General features: G+C 38.0%; 18 protein-coding genes. 3 read left to right on the top strand and 15 right to left on the bottom strand.

The window, feature by feature from the left end; translation table 11 throughout:
- Positions 1-3: 3 nt before the first annotated feature.
- Positions 4-501, bottom strand: coding sequence for a barstar family protein (locus ACXADT_RS05730; RefSeq protein WP_474833596.1), 498 nt, complete (start codon positions 499-501; stop codon positions 4-6).
- Between the two features lie 160 nt (positions 502-661).
- Between ACXADT_RS05730 and ACXADT_RS05725 the strand changes: the two genes are divergently transcribed.
- Entirely contained in the window at positions 662-2,299 is a 1,638-nt protein-coding gene (locus ACXADT_RS05725) for an L-lactate permease (RefSeq protein WP_474833594.1), read from the top strand.
- Positions 2,300-2,456: 157 nt separating this feature from the next.
- On the opposite strand, the gene rfbB is transcribed toward ACXADT_RS05725, so the two are convergent.
- From rfbB to ACXADT_RS05685, 8 genes are all read right to left on the bottom strand, one after another.
- A complete protein-coding gene (gene rfbB / locus ACXADT_RS05720; RefSeq protein WP_474833593.1) occupies positions 2,457-3,440 on the bottom strand; it encodes a dTDP-glucose 4,6-dehydratase in 984 nt (327 codons plus the stop codon).
- 24 nt (positions 3,441-3,464) lie between these two features.
- Complete coding sequence (locus tag ACXADT_RS05715) at positions 3,465-3,797, bottom strand: helix-turn-helix domain-containing protein (RefSeq protein ID WP_474833592.1); 333 nt, start codon at positions 3,795-3,797, stop codon at positions 3,465-3,467.
- Between the two features lie 38 nt (positions 3,798-3,835).
- On the bottom strand, positions 3,836-4,987 hold the full coding sequence (locus ACXADT_RS05710; protein ID WP_474833590.1) for an NAD(P)-dependent oxidoreductase: 1,152 nt from the start codon (positions 4,985-4,987) through the stop codon (positions 3,836-3,838).
- Between the two features lie 62 nt (positions 4,988-5,049).
- Positions 5,050-5,616, bottom strand: coding sequence for a dTDP-4-dehydrorhamnose 3,5-epimerase (gene rfbC / locus ACXADT_RS05705; RefSeq protein WP_474833589.1), 567 nt, complete (start codon positions 5,614-5,616; stop codon positions 5,050-5,052).
- Positions 5,617-5,753: 137 nt separating this feature from the next.
- A complete protein-coding gene (gene cysQ / locus ACXADT_RS05700; protein ID WP_474833587.1) occupies positions 5,754-6,581 on the bottom strand; it encodes a 3'(2'),5'-bisphosphate nucleotidase CysQ in 828 nt (275 codons plus the stop codon).
- A gap of 24 nt (positions 6,582-6,605) precedes the next feature.
- Positions 6,606-7,676, bottom strand: coding sequence for an acyltransferase family protein (locus tag ACXADT_RS05695; RefSeq protein ID WP_474833585.1), 1,071 nt, complete (start codon positions 7,674-7,676; stop codon positions 6,606-6,608).
- Positions 7,677-7,995: 319 nt separating this feature from the next.
- Positions 7,996-8,940 carry a sulfotransferase gene (locus tag ACXADT_RS05690; RefSeq protein WP_474833583.1) on the bottom strand — a complete coding sequence of 315 codons (945 nt, stop codon included), beginning with the start codon at positions 8,938-8,940 and terminating at the stop codon, positions 7,996-7,998.
- Between the two features lie 322 nt (positions 8,941-9,262).
- Complete coding sequence (locus ACXADT_RS05685) at positions 9,263-10,432, bottom strand: hypothetical protein (RefSeq protein WP_474833582.1); 1,170 nt, start codon at positions 10,430-10,432, stop codon at positions 9,263-9,265.
- 351 nt (positions 10,433-10,783) lie between these two features.
- On the opposite strand from ACXADT_RS05685, the gene ACXADT_RS05680 reads away from it, so the two are divergent.
- Entirely contained in the window at positions 10,784-11,518 is a 735-nt protein-coding gene (locus ACXADT_RS05680; RefSeq protein ID WP_474834658.1) for a DapH/DapD/GlmU-related protein, read from the top strand.
- Between the two features lie 461 nt (positions 11,519-11,979).
- Here ACXADT_RS05680 and ACXADT_RS05675 read toward each other — a convergent pair whose 3' ends face one another.
- The 5 genes from ACXADT_RS05675 to ACXADT_RS05655 all read right to left on the bottom strand — a co-directional run bounded on the left by ACXADT_RS05675 (position 11,980) and on the right by ACXADT_RS05655 (position 17,490).
- The gene (locus ACXADT_RS05675) at positions 11,980-12,690 is read right to left on the bottom strand and encodes an SRPBCC domain-containing protein (protein WP_474833580.1); all 711 of its coding nucleotides are present in this window, start codon (positions 12,688-12,690) and stop codon (positions 11,980-11,982) included.
- Between the two features lie 138 nt (positions 12,691-12,828).
- Entirely contained in the window at positions 12,829-13,296 is a 468-nt protein-coding gene (locus ACXADT_RS05670) for a hypothetical protein (protein ID WP_474833579.1), read from the bottom strand.
- A 277-nt stretch (positions 13,297-13,573) separates the two neighbouring features.
- Positions 13,574-15,439 carry a TcaA NTF2-like domain-containing protein gene (locus ACXADT_RS05665; RefSeq protein ID WP_474833577.1) on the bottom strand — a complete coding sequence of 622 codons (1,866 nt, stop codon included), beginning with the start codon at positions 15,437-15,439 and terminating at the stop codon, positions 13,574-13,576.
- 83 nt (positions 15,440-15,522) lie between these two features.
- On the bottom strand, positions 15,523-16,968 hold the full coding sequence (locus ACXADT_RS05660) for a zinc ribbon domain-containing protein (protein ID WP_474833576.1): 1,446 nt from the start codon (positions 16,966-16,968) through the stop codon (positions 15,523-15,525).
- An 18-nt stretch (positions 16,969-16,986) separates the two neighbouring features.
- Positions 16,987-17,490: a zinc ribbon domain-containing protein gene (locus tag ACXADT_RS05655; RefSeq protein WP_474833574.1), complete on the bottom strand. Its 504-nt coding sequence runs from the start codon at positions 17,488-17,490 to the stop codon at positions 16,987-16,989.
- A gap of 1,468 nt (positions 17,491-18,958) precedes the next feature.
- On the opposite strand from ACXADT_RS05655, the gene ACXADT_RS05650 reads away from it, so the two are divergent.
- Positions 18,959-19,462: a hypothetical protein gene (locus ACXADT_RS05650; RefSeq protein ID WP_474833572.1), complete on the top strand. Its 504-nt coding sequence runs from the start codon at positions 18,959-18,961 to the stop codon at positions 19,460-19,462.
- Here ACXADT_RS05650 and ACXADT_RS05645 read toward each other — a convergent pair.
- Complete coding sequence (locus ACXADT_RS05645; protein WP_474834656.1) at positions 19,452-19,634, bottom strand: ATP-binding protein; 183 nt, start codon at positions 19,632-19,634, stop codon at positions 19,452-19,454. The two genes, ACXADT_RS05650 and ACXADT_RS05645, sit on opposite strands and share 11 nt — an antisense overlap.
- Positions 19,635-19,640 lie beyond the last annotated feature (6 nt).

Raw genomic sequence — 19,640 nt, 5'->3', positions numbered from 1 at the left:
TAATCACCTTATATATTCAAAACCTAAAGTCGAGAGGTTACTTTTAATATTTTCATCCAGGTCATGATGATCTTGAAAGACTACGTGGAATGGAGTGGGCTCTGTTGGAAACGAATCATACTCTCTTCCACCAATCCACTCACGTACAGTGTCTACTATGAATTCAACAAAAGTTGCTAACCCTTCTTTATCATTCGATAAAACCTTGGAGAAGTCTTGTACAAATACAACATAGCTCATTGCATCCAACCAATCTAAATCATTCATACATTCATCAAATGCAGCCCAATTCCCGCCAAAGTATGAGGGAAACTGAAATGAAGTTGCCCATTCACCAAATAAGTCTTCTACTGTTTCACAGTGACTACCGTTTATTAAGGCAACAAAAAGATCTGGATCATGGTGTTGCATGAATGTTTCAGCGAGTGTCGTTAGGTCTTTTTTTGTACCAATAAGAAAATGAAAATATGGTTTCTTATTAAGCGTTAATTTTTTTAACATCGGTTCATTCCTTTTTATTCAAACTCAATATATACTTTTTTAGCAGAGCTTCGTGTTGCACTATACGTATTGTGCGGTTTATCACATACTATTATCACCTAATTGTTTATTGTTATATACGGAATAGATAATACTCACTATACACAATAGGGTGATGAACATGAATGCTATAGAACTTTTAACCGCTTTAACACCTGTACTCGCTGTATTTATTCTTCTCGTTCTTTTGAAACTTCCGGCAATGAAAGCAATGCCGGTTAGCTTCTTGCTGACCGCCGTACTGTCGCATGTCGTATGGAAACTACCTCTTGTCCAAATTGCAGCGGCTTCCATTGAAGGACTAATCATATCAGTATCTATTCTTTGGATCGTATTTGGTGCAATCTTGTTATTGAACACCTTACGTAATAGTGGTGCCCTCGATGCAATCCGAACTGGGTTTATGGGGATCTCAACAGATAGAAGGGTACAACTCATTATTATTGCATGGTTGTTCGGGGCATTTATAGAAGGGGCCGCTGGTTTTGGAACTCCTGCAGCCATAGGAGCGCCACTTCTTGTTGCACTTGGCTTCCCACCGCTAGCTGCGGTGGCACTAGCGCTTATCGCAGACAGCAGTCCCGTATCATTTGGAGCTGTTGGAACGCCGATTATCGTAGGTGTTGACCAGGGACTTCGTCAGGGTCCTGCTGTTGCTGATCAAGTGGCAGCAACACTTGGAAACCAATCAATGGGGGACTATTTGCAATCAGTCACACAAAGCGCCGTGTTTATCGATTTATTCGTAGGTACCTTCATTCCATTAATTCTCGTCATGATGCTAACACGTTTTTTTGGAAAAAACCGTTCATGGAAAGAAGGACTCGTAATATGGAAGTTTGCGCTATTCACTGGACTGAGTTTTACCCTTCCTGCATTCATTGTTGCAAGTTTACTAGGACCGGAATTTCCTTCTATCATTGGAGGGCTAGTAGGCCTTGCCATCGTCATACCTGCCGCCAAACGAGGTTTTCTACTTCCTAAGGAGTCATGGGATTTTGAAGGAACTACAACAAGCATTCCGAATAAAAGTAGACCCCTTCCGCTCTGGCTTGCATGGATCCCTTACCTACTCGTAGCTGTTTTCTTAGTGTTAACACGGTTAGACGTTTTACCGATAAAAGGATGGTTGAAGTCAGTAAAGGTTGGTTGGCAACAAATTCTTGGTACAGAGATTAGCACATCATTTGAACCGCTCTACTTACCAGGCTCAATTTTCATCGTGGTGATTCTCATAACAATCGTCATCCATAAAATGACGTTGGAAGCAGTTAAAATCACCATAACGGATTCCCTAAAAACAATGGTAGGTACCATCATTGCGTTAAGTACAGCTGTACCAATGGTTCGAATCTTTATAAATTCAGAAGTGAACGGTGCGAATCTAATGAGCATGCCAATGGAACTTGCTACGATGGTTGCGAACTCCGTTGGAGATGCCTGGCCTCTCGTCTCGCCATTCATCGGTGCGCTCGGTTCATTTATCTCAGGAAGCGCCACCTTCAGTAACATGATGTTCTCACTCTTCCAATTCAGTGTTGCGGACCAGCTACAGATGAACGAGCAACTCGTCCTTTCTCTTCAGGTTCTAGGAGCAAATGCAGGTAACATGATCTGTGTGTTGAATGTTGTTGCTGCTGCCTCTGTGGTTGGAATGGTTGGAAAAGAAGGGACGATAATCAGGATGACGATTGGACCAATGCTTTTTTATGCGGTGGCTTCTGGAGTGTTGGGGTACTTTATGATTGTATTTCTTTAAATTCTTGATTCTATAAAAAATACAGCCGATCACTGAGGTGAGTGGCTGTATTCTTTGTTCAGAACCATCAAAATAGTTGGAACGATTTAAACGAACCGAGAACAGTAGTTGTATAAAAACACCCCTTCCATCAGTTATTCATTTAAGGGCAAGGAGCCTATCCAGAGACCACAACATTTTTACACCACACATCATTTTCCTTGTACCATTTAATCGTTTCGAGGATTCCTGTATCAAAATCATAATGAGGTTTCCAACCTAGCTTTTTTATTTTAGAGGGGTCAATCGCATATCGTTTATCATGTCCGAGTCGATCTTCTACATATGTGATGAGTTCCTCACTTTTCCCTAAGCTAGTTAGAATGCTTCGCACAACTTCCAAATTTGTTCGTTCATTATTACCGCCAATGTTGTATACTTCTCCCACCTCTCCACTGTGCAGGACAACATCCAGGGCTGAACAATGATCATACACATGAAGCCAATCCCGAACATTTTTCCCATCACCATAAACAGGAATCTTTTCATCGTTCAGTGCTTTAGTGATTACAAGAGGAATGAGCTTCTCTGTATATTGATAAGGGCCATAGTTGTTAGAACACCTCGTAATAACAACCGGCATGCCAAACGTTTCATGATAGGAACGAACGAGCAGATCTGATGAAGCTTTACTTGCGCTATAGGGGCTGTTTGGCTGAAGCGGTGTGTTTTCTTGAAAAAGCTCTGTTGAGTTAAGTTCCATTTCACCATACACTTCGTCTGTAGAAACGTGAAGAAATTTCGATACACCGTACGTTTTCGAGACATCCAGCAAGACCTGAGTTCCAAGTACGTTCGTTCGAACGAAAACTTCAGGGTCTATAATTGACCGATCAACATGACTTTCTGCAGCAAAATGAACGACGTAATCGAAACGATACTCTGAGAAAAGCGCCATTATTTCTTTTCGGTCTGCTATGTCCGCCTTAATAAAATGATAGTTTTCACTGCCCTTTAGATGGTTGTGCTTTAGTAAGTCACCAGCATAAGATAGAACGTCCACATTATAGATAGTATACTCTGGATAGTGCTTATGCATATATTGAACGAAGTTCCCTCCGATAAAGCCCGCTCCACCGGTTACTAAGAGATTTTTCCTCATGTTTTGCTCACGCTCCCACACAAACTACTTATTATTCTTCCACTTGATATAGGAAATGACTTCACGATACTCATATAAGTGGTCACTCTCAATACCAGCTTTCTTCGCTTCTTCAATAAATAGGTCCCAGCTTTGTGCCTCCACAGGTTGGCCCTTATCTTCCTTCATCGTGATAATATGGTTGATGTCTACATCTAACTCTTTCGCAAGGCGATTGATTACATTGATCGAGGGGTTACTCTTTATATTCCTTTCGAGACTATTAAGATATGATTTCGAAACACCTGCTTTCTTGGCTAGCTCTGTCAACGAAATCCCTTTTATCTGTCTATACTTTTTAATGTTTTGTCCGATCATCCATCACCCTCACTTTCTAACTTGTTGCCCCTCTCTCTTTACTTCATTGCGATCGAGCGATTAAGGGTCGACTTCCACGCCTCCAAAACGAGGCTCTCAGGAATATCCACGTTAGAAAACTCTAGCATTTCTCCTTCTTCAACCGGCTTCTTTATTCTGGCCTTCCTCACTAACCCGATTGGAAGATGGTTTGGGAAATCATCGATCAAAACTGCCTCCCCTCTAACATCAAAACTGCCAATTCCTTTTTCGATCACCTCACCTACTCGAAGCTTTCTTTTTGCAATCGTACAGACACTCACGTGTGGCATTTTGCTGTTGTTCAGCAATACTCCCTTTCCTTCCAACACTCTCCGGATTGTTTTTAGAATTTCAAGGTGGCACAAATGATAGTTTGTTAGTAAGTTATAATATGGACCAGTTCCCATTTTGAAATAGCGAAGAGCGTCATGCTGCTCGTCATCATGCGTAGCGGTGAGGAAGACGCCCGCAGGAAGTTTTGAACTCAAAACATAATCACTAATTGCGGTCTTATTCTGCTCTGCTATCCTCGCAAGCTGCGAACCGCCCTGAACAAGATCGTCGGTACGAGGCCCTATGAGACCCGATTTGGCTATCGATGCCCCAAGTCCGTTGGCGACAAGAGCTTGTTCGATTTGCAGCTTTGTACCGTCCGTAAATGAGGTCGTCATACCAATCGACGTTCGGTTTCTACTTGACCAGAACTCCATATCTTCTCTAGAAGGGTTTTTATTGAGGAAGCCCTTTATATTCCCATAAACAAGTGGTTTAAAGCCCATTTCCCGTGCGTTTTCATTGAGGGCTGCGAGGCATCCTGGCTGATCCCCCTCTGCTTCTGTGATAAAGCCCTTCCTTGCAAAATAGGAGCCTGTAGTCACCTGAAGCTCTGCGTTCATCGTAATAATAGGGAGCCCATCATTCATGCATTGATCAATGACTTCGCTGCCATACCGTACGTCACCGCTGCATTCGACAACAAGATCAGAGTGTTGAATGAAATCGTGAACTGAGTTGGTTAACCGATCGCTCATTGGAAAACCAGTCATCTCAGGAATTCTTCTTCTCGTCAACACACGTGAAACCGTCATATCATTCTGCCTACTTAAAAGCTTAACCAGCCCTCCCCCTATCAAACCAGTCCCGATTACCCCAATTCTTGCAGACTGCATTCCTTCCCCTCTCTTCTATCTGAATTTCCTTTGAACTAGCATAGCTATCACACATACTCTTATTAAACGTTCACCTCTTCGCTTTCAAAATTAATCTCTGCATCCTTCAGAAGTGGATGGAGTTGATCTTTGTTTGAAAGAATCGGAACTTGAACAGGCCAATCGATTTTGAGTTCAGGGTCATTCCAGATGATGCCCCGATCATGTTCAGAGGAATAATACTCATCTACTTTGTAACAGACGTTTGTTCCTCTTGTCAGCGTACAGAACCCATGTGCAAAACCTTTCGGAACAACCAGCATCCGGTGGTTGTACTGACTTAAGATATAACCCTTCCACTGCTTGAAAGTCGGCGATTCTCTGCGAAGATCCACCACAACATCGTAAATCGCGCCTGTTATAACACGAACTACTTTTTGCTGAGCTTTCGGATTCAACTGGTAATGAAGCCCTCGAAGTGTCCCAGCTTTCTCTGAGAGGGAATGGTTATCCTGTAAGTAGTTTGTATCTAAACCAAGCTCCTCAAAGCTACGCTCATTGAAGCTTTCCAAGAAAAAACCTCGTTGATCACCATACACCGTCGGCTGAAGAAGCTTAACACCGTTTAAAGATGATTCGATTATCTTCACGATTCTACTCCTTTCCTAAAGCGATTGCTTTTCTATGATCGACCACTAGTGTTCTATATTTCCATTATAACGTTCATTATTAAGAACACAAGAAAAATTTAAGCACTCTCTAACGAACAGTCTAGCAATCAATCAAGCTAACATATGAAGCCTGCCTTCCTTACAATGAACCATGGATTTAGTAGTTTCTCTTTGTTATATACTAGTGGGTTCTCTGCTTCCGATTGGACAACAACGCCCTTTGCACCTTCTACGATCGCATGTCCTGCAGCTGTATCCCACTCCATTGTCGGCGCAAACCGCGGATAAACATCTGCTCTTCCTTCTGCAATCAAACAAAATTTAAGTGAACTTCCAGCTGATAATAATTTAACTTCTCCATGTTTTCGCTGTAGTGATTGAATAAACTCCTCCGTTTCACCCGATAGATGAGACCGACTAGCAATCGCAATAAGATGATCTTTCTCATTAAGCAATGGTAGCTTACTAACCTTAGCCATCACCTCTTTATATGACTCATCCTTTAAAGCTGAAGCATGATCGAGTTTATATGCTCCATACACCTCACCTCCAAAGTAGAGGACGTCGTAGACTGGGGCGTAAATAATGCCGAATATAGCCTTTCCTTCATAGGTTAATGCAATATTGACCGTAAACTCTCCGTTTCGTTTAATAAATTCCTTTGTTCCATCCAGCGGATCAATGAGCCAGAGGTAAGGATAGTCCTTCCTATTATCGTAATGAATGTGACTACCTTCTTCACTTAAAATGGGGATGTTGCTCTCCAACATATCAAGCCCTTGCACTATTCGATCATGCGACACTTTATCTGCCATTGTGAGTGGTGAGTGATCCTCCTTCATTTCCACCTGAAAATCCTGTTTTTCATATACCTCCAAAATACCCTTTCCTGCTTCGATTGCTGTTCTGATTAAGATGCCAAGGTCACGCTTCAATTCTAGCAATTGCTTTACCTCCTTCAAATACGCTTAAGATATTTTTGTCTTCTTTGCCACGCTCTTCACCTGCGTACGCTTCCCCGTTGTTAATAGAGGTGCGAAACTTGGGAGCGGTGTATTCTTTAATGCAAGTGCCCTCTTCTCTACAAGGTTCCAGGAAAACATTGCACAGAGAATAGCGATTGGCATTGCAAAGATAAAGTTAAGTAAGGGTGTCATCCCTTCTCCATAAAGAAGAACGATCGTTTGTTGAATAGGAAAACCGAACAGAAAAACACCATAGGAATAATTACCAAGCTGATGGGAAAATGGAACTTTTAAACTTGGGACATAAATAAAATAAAACACCATGTATGTTCCAAAAAACACGAATAAGTCGGTGAAATGATTTGTAAGATAACCGATATACAATCCGACCACAGATAAAATAAAAAGTGAAAAATGGAGTGGAATCACCTTTTTGAATTGATAAACGATCATTCCTGCCATAAAAAATCTGAAATAATCAATGAACATTTCACCAAATGGAAAGTTTGTGAAATGAAGAATATGAATGACGATGAATAATCCCAGTACTACGTATTTTCTATTTAAAACTTTAGTAAAGCCCAGGATAGCGACCGCAATGTAATAGATGGCTTCAGGATAGATTGTCCAGATTGAACCGTTTACCGCACCTCCAAAAGGATTTTGCTCGAAGACACCTGGGAGGTCATACTGAATATTGTAAAGTAATATAGTTCTTAAATAATCATACGTTTCCCCATGAGTGAAGTACTCTCCCACCGATAACGTCGTGACCAACGGACCTAACAAAAAAACGGTTAGAAAAACAACCAGAATGAGCGCAGGTAATATTCTCAGCACCCTTGCTTTAAAGTATGTTCCAAGATTGTTCAACCGATTGTAACTAGCAGAAATAAAAAATCCACTGATGATAAAAAACATCATGACTCTAAATAATTCAGTGCTATCTTCTATTCCAACTAGCCAGTGCGAATGAGAGTAGACGACAAGAGTAGCAAGGGTAAACCGAAATAGATCTAAGTTGTTGTTCCTTCCTTTCCTGACCATATAATTCTCAATCGATTTGTGTTTCACATGCTTCCTCCCCTTTATCTATCTTGTTGTTAGCAATGATGAATAAAGGACATCGTCAGCAGTTTCGGTGGACTGTTAATAGTAAAAGATTAAGTAAGACCTCCTCACGTCTCGTTCTTACCTATGATTATTCTATATAACGAACGAAACTCCTTGTACAAATTTTACTACTTGTTCGTTAAAGTGTACAAACCGCTTCAATTAAGCAATAAATTTGCTAATTACGCAAAAAAACGCCCTTTATAGAGAGCAGGGCGTTCCATTAAACATTTTTATCGTGCAATATAAAGAACATCACAGCGTAGGTGTATAGCACGATCTACCAATCACTACTTGTATAATAGTGTTCACTAAATGGAAGGGTATTCTCCTTGATAAAGGCGATTTCACTTTCAGTAAGAATGCTCTTCCACCTCTTCGCATTCTCTTTACTATTTCTCTGAAGCACATGGGTTTTGTTGTTTTTAGGGTCTGTCGGATTAGTAGGACTCGTCCACTTCACGATGGATTCTTTGATCTCCTCTGTATACGGAATATCCAAACGTTGATACAGCCTTTCGAACTCTTCTAATGGAGACTCCGATATATCTTCATGTCTCACAACAATAAATTGAGGATTTCGCTTCACATATTGATCGAGAACGTAATAGATACAGTTCCATAAGATGACACCTTGTTCAAGCGGTGAGAGTTCATTTAGATCCTCAATCGTTCGATCAGCAGGAAGTACATTCCTCAAATAGGTGTCCATCAGCTCACGTTGATCCTGAAACGTTGAAAAATCAAACGTCCATCCCAGCCTCTTCAAGCTCCCGGCAAATGCCGCTGGATGTCTAAAGATGACAACCACATCTACGTTATACTCACTATGCAGCCATTCACTCGACATACATGCAATCGGATCCTTCAGCAAATACCGCTTCACGTTATGTTTGGTAAGCTGTGAGAAATCATAATTCGCTCGATTTCCGTAAAGCATACGTCCGATTAAATGAACAGGATCTAATTTTCCTTCAAATAGAGGAATTCGTTTAAAACGAGCTCGTCCATTCAACAGGTTCTCAATCGTTCGTGAATATTTCCTATTGTTCTGTCGATCGACAGAATCTGAAACATACATAAACCACCTATCAAACTGCTTCAATCCATTCCGATTATTAAACGGCTCTGACACATAACCAACAGAATTATGTAACGCCAAGACTTTTCCGATGAACGTAGAACCGCTTCTGTGTGCACCTGTCACAAGAATATGATTGCTCACTTCTTCACTCCACCTACTTTCCTATTGTGTTCCATCTGATAGCCTATAGTCTCAGTTTTATAAACGCTTCAGTGACATAACCTCTTTTCGGCTTGTTAACTTAGCGTTTAGTATAAGTTTCTTCAGTAATGTGGCTTTTCCTTTTTTATTCTCTTGGATGCCTTCAGAAAAACTCAAGCTCCTGTACTCCTAATATGAGCTTTAACTTGTAGCGGTTCACTATGTAACAGAAGATGTGAAAGGAATTTAAAATGGTTCAGCAATAAAGCTACTTACATCTCTATAAACTACCTCTTAAATTACTTATACTCAATTCGTATCATTATGCTTTATAAACAGTAATTCCTCTCCTTGCACCAATCATTTTGAGAGTATACAGTCCATGTGGAATAAAGTCATTGTTTGCTACATAGGTATTTAACTCTTTCTCTATAAAAGGTATAGCTTCTAGCTTTTCAATTTCTAGGACTTTATCTTTAGCTACTCGACCTTTTATATGCTCTTCAAACGTGCCATCTAAATCAACAGAACAAGTAAGTCCAATTTCAAAGTTTTCTCTCTCTAAGAAAAGGTCATGAAATTTAATATCTGCATTTAACTTATCTAATTCATATCCATCAAGACCAAGCTCTTCTTCGAGCCCTCTTCTTACACATAAATCCAACCTTATTTGTTTTGAGTAAGAATCATAATCCGTCTGAGAGAGTCCCTCATTTATTGAAACATGCATCTTTTGCCTATTTTTATGATAAGCTGCATGTTTTGACCTTTGGCTTAAAACCATTTCTTTTCCTTTGCCTGAATCAACTACAACCAAAGCATTGATACCAATAGAATTCGTAAACATATTATACTTTGATAATTCACTTATTCCCGTCTCGCCAATTGGATGACCTTTCCCTTTTAACTCTTGATAAATAGAGTGGAAGACTTTTTTAGTAAAATAATCTGTCTCATATAAGTCTAAATCTAGAGTAGCATCCTCATCTTTACCACTTCTATTGAAAGGATTATTAATCGAATACAACCCGAACTTCTGACCATTAAAATAAAATCCATCGCTTCTTTTTATTACTTGTTCAGCAATAATTTTTCTGTGTTTATCGATTAGTCTTGGCAAATCTGGTATATTAGCTCTTTCGGCAATGTCATTAAAATCACTAGATTTATTAAATGAACAATCTTCTTGAAAAGTTATTTCACTACCTTTTAAATTATTTGTCTCATTTAGTAATTCTTTCATCTCTTCAGGAAATCCAACAAACAGAGACTTATTGATCTTAGCAACTCGTAGATCTTTTTTCTCAAAATGAGGAACCGCATTTATTAAACTTTCTACATGTAGGTCGTCCTCTTCCATTATTTTTATAGCTTTCAACCTTTTCTTTATAGAACGCAGCTTTTTTTTACTTCCTAATACTTTAAATCCCCTGTCAAACATTACACCAATTAAGCCACCTAAAAATAATAAAATAACATCTGAAATCCCCATCTTCCCCTCCAAGTAAAAGCAATTCTATTAGATACTATTTTACCACCTAGACCATCTTTGGAAAAGATTAACATACATACATGCAAGTAAGCTTTATGAAGGCCATTTCAACTATCTAAACCCGAAAATTGGCACCCTAATATTTCATATATCTGCTATACTAATAGTACATTTTACAAAATATTACACATAAGGATGTGTAAACTTCCAAAATAGCTTATAGTATTATCATTAAAATTACATACTACGGTCTTTTTTAAAAGTTTTAGCATCAATGAGAATTGATCGGCCTTTGACCCCAAGTAATTTCGGTTAGATGAACATGACTTCAAAATTAAGGAGTGAATGGACCTGAACATTATAGATGATTCTGTAGTTATTCCTGATAATTCTTCTATTGGACATTTTTCATTAATAGAGAAAAACGTAATCATTGGAGAGCATGTGCAAATTGGAAATCGGGTTACGATTCATGAAGGGACTGTTATTGGAGCAGGTACTAAGGTTTCTGATGGGACTGTTTTAGGTAAATCACCTAAAGTTGCAAAGACAAGTACTTTAAAGCTTACATCAGAATTAGAGCCTCTTGTTATCGGCAGGGAGGTTACAGTTGGGGCGAATGTGGTTATTTATCGTGGAGTTCGTATCGCTTTTGGAGGGTTTGTAGCTGACCTTGCTTCAATTCGTGAACAAGTTGAGATTGATGAACAGGTTATTGTAGGCAGAGGTGTTTCAATCGAGAACAACTGCTACATTGGTGCAAAAACAAAGATACAAACCAACTCTTATATCACAGCTCACTCTCATTTGGAAGAGAACGTCTTTATTGCTCCATGTGTTACCCTATCGAATGATAATTACATGGGTCGGACTGAAGAACGTTTTGAAAAGATTAAAGGAGCTACAGTTAAAAAAGGCGCTCGAGTCGGTGCTGGTGCAATCCTCTTGCCGGGTGTAACTGTTTCAGAAGAGTGTTTCATCGCTGCAGGCTCTCTAGTAACAAAAGATACGGAGCAAAATATGGTATACAAAGGAATCCCTGCAAAATCGTATAAGAAGGTTCCAGTAAAAGAAATGCTTGAATGAGCTTATAATAATCAATTTAATCAAACGTTTGTTTAACTGCTCTCTCTTCATAAATACTGCCCTGAGAAACTTTTTTAATCGCCTTAAAACCAATAATATCCATTTTTTAAACGCTTCAAAAGTAGGTAGAAAGAAGCAGACTATCTTCAGACTCACTTTAAAAGGTCAGTCTATAGAGTTTCTAATAGTCCCAAAAACCAGGTGCGCTAATCCAAAGATTAGTCTCCTGGTTTTTTCAAACATCATTTTAAATGTAAGGAATTAATGAGAAATAACAAAAAAGAACCTTGTTTCTTTGGCATCATCATTGGAACGGTTATACTTCTTGTAAAAAAGTTGAGCTATTCAAATGAAGAATTAGCTCAACTGGTGTTTTAATATTATTATGGGTTACTTACTTAAATTTTTAATGAATAATAGGAACTGCCCATCTGATCCTTTAAAAACCAGAAAAGATTCCCCTAACACCGACTTTTCAATGGTAAATAGACCTCTTGCGCCCATCGACTAAACTTCTCCTCAGCATCAACATAATGAATTGCTTCAAAGAGATACAGATCTAAATCATCATCCACTTCATACCCCATTGCAAGGAGCTTTTTCACAACCTCCTCACTTTCTACTACCGTAAAGTAGACATCCCATTGATGATCATCATTCAAATAAACCTGTGCAAACAGCTCTTGACCTGATTGTTCATCACGATAACGAATTTCACGTTGCTGCTGCTCATACACATACTGAATAAACGCTTCATATTGTTCGAGAAATACATAATTACTCAACCAGAGAGTTAATCTGCCCATCATAGAATAATAGACGTTCTTAGGAATCAAGCTAGCTTCTACACTCAATTCTGTTCCATTATCCCGCTCTACTAACTGATAGCGAGTAAAGCTTGTGCCTTCTTTTGTTACAGTTTTCATCGCAATCTTATACGGAGGTTCGTGAATAAGCACTTCTACACCAAAAGTAACTATTTTTTTGCCTAGCTTCTGCTTCGAAATAAAAGTCGAGCCTGCTTTCATCTCATCTTCAGATCCCTCATAGATATGTTCTACAATCATGTTATTCCATTTCAGAACATGCTTGTCCTTATGTAGACATTCATAAACAAGATCAATCTGTGCTGAAATAAACTTATTATACTGAAATGCTGTTAACTCTTTCATTCATTCTTCTCCCTGCTTAATCCTACTAATGAGATTCATTTGATTACAACAAAAACGACTTAACCACTGAATACTTAGTAGAATTATTAACTCACATAGTAATACTGTGTAGGAATCAAGCTTATTTGGTAATCTTCTTTACAGGTCCTGTCGTATAATTTTTACACCTTGCTTCTTGCGCTGTTTGCATTGCTTTCTAAATTCTTTACTCGCTTCTTTATTCTCCATAATAGTTAGAGTGGTTGAAAATTCATTTTTATTTATAGAGCGATATAAGGCATTAATCTTTCGTTTAATATAGCTCGCAAAGTAAAAGGTAAGAATTGTTCGATCACACTCAAAGTCTTTATTGTTAACAAACCAATCAACTAACCGCTCAAGATGAATTTCATCGGGCATTAAAAACGCTCCGTCCAAATATTGAGCTGAGCCGATAATTGTATTAACAGTATTATTTACAGATACACCACAACTTTCTCCTAAATGATCATAGTGTTCTTGACCTTTATATTGGATAGCATGATGTTTAATTATATTGATTGCTTCGTACTTATCAGTTTTAAAATATTGGATATCTTTAGGAGTAAGTTTTATAGCTACACTCATTTTCTATCCCCCATCGTAAATTTTACCATTTTGATAATTTTACCATATTAACAGAACTGGTTATCTAAAAATAAACCAGTTCACACCAAGTAACGCTTATTAAAATGCTACTGATATCCTACCCTCTAGGTAAAAAATTCGGCTTGACGGCTCTACTGATAATTTTTCTGCACAACACCAAAACCAGGTTAACTACTCGGGTTAGCTAACCTGGTTTTCAATGGAATAATAACTTACTCTTTGAATCATCAGAACCGTCCCCGTGATGCTATAATACCTACAGATCCCTACTCTCAACTTCATCCGTTTTAATCAACTTCACTATCTTCGGTCCCTCCGATGTAACCCTCACCTCAAAATTGGTGCGGAACGATTTATATTTGCCTGACCCGTCGCTGTAGTAAATCTCGTACTCATCAAATGTTTTAACTGAGTATGTATTTTCTCCAATTTTGTCTACGGAAACCACCTCTATATTGATAAGATCTTCTGTAATCCCCTTCTCAGCAAGGTAGTCAATATAGTCGGAGAATTCCTTGCGATAGCTCTTTGAAGAAGAATCGATATGATTCGAAACGATTGAGAAATCCCTTAAATTTATCGCTTTAACAGAAGTAGTTACGAACGTTTCAACAAACGAGGAAATAACAGTTGTCGTACTCACCTCTTCTGAAGAGTCTGATTCTGGTACTACAGGCTCAATTTCCTTAGACTTATCAAACTGTTTCTTTAAATCAGCATAATCGATATCTAATGTCTTTAAATTCTCACTCGGATCTGTATAAGGCCTCAAGTCATCTACAATCCACCCCTCGTTTGAATCGTAAGTTAGTATGTAACCACTGTTATACACCGATTCTGAAAAGGGTGAAATGTTTCCATATTGATCGTAGTTATCCATCCATTTCTCAATAATTCCTACTCCTACTGTCAACTTACCATCAAATTCCTCTAACACGAACGTATCCCAATCCACCTGAACATCTGTCACGTATCCTTTATAGTTAGTATCAAGGTCCAACAAGTTATGGATAGAGGAGCGTATAGCTTCTGATACGGCTGAATGATTAGTTAGAAAATCGGGATCCCGATGAGCGATTGCAAGAGAAAAGTTCGTTATATGTTGCGCTAAGCTTTTTTGCACAAGTTTTTTTTGATCATCAGTCAAATTCGCTTCAATATGGAGGTGATTACTGTCAATTGCAACATTTTCACTTTTCACTTTGCCGAATGGCGTGTCTGCTTCAATACCTGCTTTCATAGAACCGTCTATGAGAACTGGCCCTACCTCAGCGTTTTTTCCATTAGCAAAGGAAATTCCAGTGTCTTTTCCGTCAATTGTAATGGTTCCATTTTCTAGATTTGACCCAATTGAAATGGTGTCTACGTCAAACATAAGCTCCGTATATTCATCACCATTAAAATGGCTAACTTGTGCCTCCTTCGTTAAATCTAGGAATTCAGATGCAAGCTTTCCTTCTACCTTGTATTCACCAGGTAAGTAACTTCCTAGATTGATAATATCGCTTTCGATAGAAAGAGGGGAAACCTTTTTTCCGTCAACATAATACGTAATGTCATTCATATTCGAAACAATGAGAAGAGGAATTGATTGTAGGACAAAAGTATAATTGTCATAAAGGAAATACTTTTTACCCTGCTGCTCCATTTTGATAAGCTGGCCATCTGAAGCAGCTGATTCTGCATTTACGGGCCTTACTATGCCAATTTCCTTCACATCTTCCTTCAAGCGGTTCAACAACATCTCTTTTTCTTCAGGGTATTCTTCAAAATATCTAAGCAAACTATTGATATGTTTGTCCGATATGTTCAGACTAGAATCCGATGAACTGAGTAACTTAGATAATTTATCAGCATCGCCTTTATTCAAATGCTCTTCAAATTTTGCTACTAAGTTATATTTATCTGTATAGTGATCACCCGTTTTATATAGTCCAATACTTATAATAATGAGAGCAAGGATACTAACAACAAGTAACTTCATTTTACGAGATAGAACAGGCAGCGATTGTTTCTCTGTATGGTGTTTATTAAGCTGATTGTTTTCCACTTTCGTTCCACAGTGTTGACAAAAAGTCTTAGACTCCTCCAGTTTTGCTCCGCATGACGGACAAAATTTCATTTCTCGTTCCCCTTCCAAAGGTTATATTATACCATTATGGATGAAGACCTTACTCACAATGGAGTAAGGTCCACCTTAACCTATTACACCTCTTTCTGGTGGGTAGTTAAGACAACGGCTACAGCACAAGTTGCGAAAGCAAGCAGCCCGCTTATAAAAAAGGTACTAAGTGTTGAGAAACTGTACGAAAACATAAAAGAATCGCCCAGACTTGATATCACCTCTAACCTTGAAATAGACACAAAGATGGCATTGACCAAACCGAACACGAAACCATAAACAGCAAGCTCATAAAGAAGATTTCCAGATGAACCTTTTCGGAGCTTCTTCCCTGCCCATATATGGAGTAGTATCGGCAGACAAATGAACAACCATATTATTATGCCGATTTCCTCTTCGATTAAAGCACCTATGCCTTCCCCTTCCATACTACTACCTCTGAGTATCGAGTAACTGGTTATTCCATCAAAACTACTCCTCTCCTCCAAGGTGCCAAACTGAGCGATATTCCAAAGGTGTCCCCCATATTGAACACCACTAACAGCCTTAATAAACACAGGCTCTGATTGCAGTTCTTCATTTGTACTAATATAGATCGTGCTAATCAGCATCATAATCATTAACCCAATCACAGAGTGTTTAAAAGCAGTGGATATGGATAGACCAAACTTATCGTTATTGTATCGCTGATAATCACGGGGCCCCATTGTAGATCCTATTGTGAGGAATAGAAAGCTAATAAAAAATGCATTTACGACACTTTCAAAAAAAGTAAAATCTTTATTAATAGTAATGTTTCCTATGATTTCATTAGGAGTGATCGTTGTAACGGGACCACTTGCAATTAAGCTTAGGATTCCGATCACGGCACCATAAGAACCTGCAAGAAAGAGATTGATGATAAGACGATCAGAAATTGAATTTTCTTTTCCTTTTCTACCCACATAGAAACCCACCACGGTAAACAAAATTGCAGGAACGAAGAGATGTAATAGGAAGCTACTAGTTGTCGTCAAGCTCCCTTCAAACCATTCTGATACGATACTATAATCAAAACTGCTCATATTAGCTAACATTAACAGATCAAGAGTTGATACAACCTTCAAACCTTCAATACGAAAACCAAGATAAGATTCGAGTTCTTCTATAATAAAGAGATTGACAGTCGAACTTGTTATAAGTGAAGCGATCAACATCAAAACGGAAGAAATCAATGTAAGCAGAGAGATCTGAATTAACCATTTCTTACTCATGAATTTCGCAACGGAGGAGTGGTTACTACTTTCTTGGGATACTCTGTTTTTAATAGTATATATACTTGAATCTTTAATCCTTACCTTCTCCATCGTTTGCCCGCAGGAATGGCAATATGTATCACCAGGCCCGATGCTATTACTGCACGATTTGCAGAAATGAACAGAATCTCTGTATAACTCCACCTCAGCATTCGATTGCTGTAGTGCGGCCCCATCGTGAATACAATATAGCGCCTGTTCATCATTACTTGCTCCACAGTTTTTACAGAACAAGTCACTCACCACCTTCCCTTATTGCTCAATGACCTTCATCCCACAGCATGGACAGAAGTTTGATCTCTTCGGAATTACTTCTTCACAGGTGTAACAAGGCATCATATCCACTTCTTCAGATAACTCCTTTATCTCAATCCTTTCTCCGCATCCTCCGCAAAAATTAGCATTCTCATCGTTTTCCATTTCACATTGCGGACAAATTCGCCCATTAAATGCTCCGCTTTTTGTACTCAGCTCTCTAATTCTTAAGGTAGCTTGATAGATTGTATGATCCAATGTAAGAATGCGGTTTGTTAACTCACTCAACTCCTCATCCTTCAAACCTCCATTCCGTATCTTTTTGTACGTCAGCTGACCAACTTCAAGTAGGATTCTTGACTTTGCTGCCGATGTCTCATTCACTTCTCTTTTCAGACGGTTTACCTCTTGATTCACTTGCAGCTTTTGCTTCCCTTGTTCAATTCCCCCTTGAACCTTATAAAGCCCTTCACCTAGTTTAGAGTGCAGTTGATTGGACAAGTTGTTCACTCCCCTTTAAGTTTTTAAATTTTATTTGCAAACAAAAAAATCACCAATGTATTTATAATGCATGAAGAGTAAAATTATTACTTTTTTATTAATGAAATGGAATTGGATAGGTGGATATTTTTAAATCATATACTTTGTAACATAAACTTTTACTTTTAAGACTTTATTTTTAAGACAAGAAGCTAAATTAGTCTTTGCGAATAATTCCAGTCAATTTACAAAAAGCCATTCCTCCACTCTATAAAACTTTTTGATATGTTTTAAAATAACTGATAATAATTCTTTATTAAGAACACTCAAGTGAAAATATTCCCATTTATCTGCTATCATTAGAAATTCGATACCATACTCATATACCCTTCATTTATACGAGAGTAAAAAATTTTATTAATAATCTAATATATGTTTCATCTTCCTCCGGAAAAATGTTTAAGAAGTAACCATTTTTAAAGTTTAATGCTGGTTGTAACCCAATTACTAAAAGAAAGATCTTTATCTTTTGACCACATACTCAGTGGTCAGAACAGCATATCTTGTACCCTTATTCAAATCACCAGTACTTTTATTCTTAGGACCTTCTCCTTCCTAACTTTTGCAGTTTTACCGTCACCGTATATGTCCCTCTGAATTACTACTACACTTCTGCAAGTCTTCAATGGACCGTGACATATGCTATTTCGATTTGAACAACAAATCATAGTAATTACCTCAAATTTTACAACTAATCTTAGAGAAGGACTTATATTGGCCTCACCTCTGCCATCATAATATGTGTATCGGTTATTTAAAGTAATATGCAACCCCAAAAATCATTCTAATTAAATGAACAGAAATCCTGTAATCAGGTATATTTATCAAGTTGCATTAACCTCGTTTATCAAAAATCTATTGTTCTTTAAAAAGAACAAATATATAATGAATAATAGGAATTAATTGGTATGTATAAACCTTTTAAAAATATAAGGGGGGATTTTGAACATAAAGTGGTGGGTTTTTTGTCTCTTCTTTTCGTTTACTGGAACATTGGGTTACTTCAGTTTTACTAATTTCTACGGGGGATCTACCTTAACAGCAGCAAAAGAGGGAGAGATTCAAACCTACTCTTAGAAGGACTGGAGACTGAAAGACAGCCACTGAAAAACACAAAAACACTTACTAACGGAAATGCCAACTTCGCAAACAGATTCAAAACTTTCGGTGTTAAACTTGGAGGCTTGGTGTTCGAGGTGAGTTTTTTGGTAGACAACCAGAATAACTTTATACACACTTTGAATCTTTCCCAAGACACCTTAAAACCAGATAGATCTGTACTATAGGTATGGGGAAAGATCCCCTTATTCTCAATAATTCAATACAAACCTTGTTAAAAAAACAGTTATTATTGATAACTGAACTATGTGGCTGGCAATGTTCACGGTATCATCTAGCAATATACAAAAATTGTAAAGGGTGTGGGTTCGTGAAATGTTATAACCATTATAGTCTTAATGCGGTCTCAACTTGTCAAGAGTGTGGAAAAGGACTTTGTCCTGAATGTACAAATCGTTTCAACAGTTTTTGTAGAAATTGTGTGGCGGGAACTATTAATAAAAAAACTGGAGACGTTGAAAAAGAGCTAGGTATTTTTATAGGATTATTCGCAGGAGCATTTACATTCATGCTTTTTTTTAACAGTGTCGGAGTTCCTATACTAAAAGGAGACAATTTTTTCCCCGATTTAAGTAAAATACTTTTTCTGTCTATTGTTTACGCCTACCAAATAGCTGTAATTCCAATAGGGTGGCGATTATTTAGCAATAAAAATACTCATTATTACTTTGTTCCCACTATCCCGTACTATTTAATAAGGTTAATCCTTTCAATCGTTATAGGTGTGGTTATTGCACCTTTTGTCCTTATTAGATTGATTAAGGAATATAGAACATTAAGAAAAAATAAACAAATTGTATCTTCTAGTTTGTAATGTGTAATGTATAATTTATTAATATTGTCAATAACGGTCTAAATTCCCTACCAGCATTTGCTTTTTCTCTTAATCTGTAAGAATCTCTCTTTACATTTAAGGTAGTAGAGTGAGATACAATACGATCTAACATTGCTGTTGCTATTGTGTTATCTCCAAAGATTTTTCCCATTTTAAC

This window comes from Anaerobacillus sp. ABR4_321, from assembly GCF_056158505.1.
Note: the sequence above shows the minus strand (reverse complement) of the source record. Positions and strands in the feature narration are given on the sequence as shown.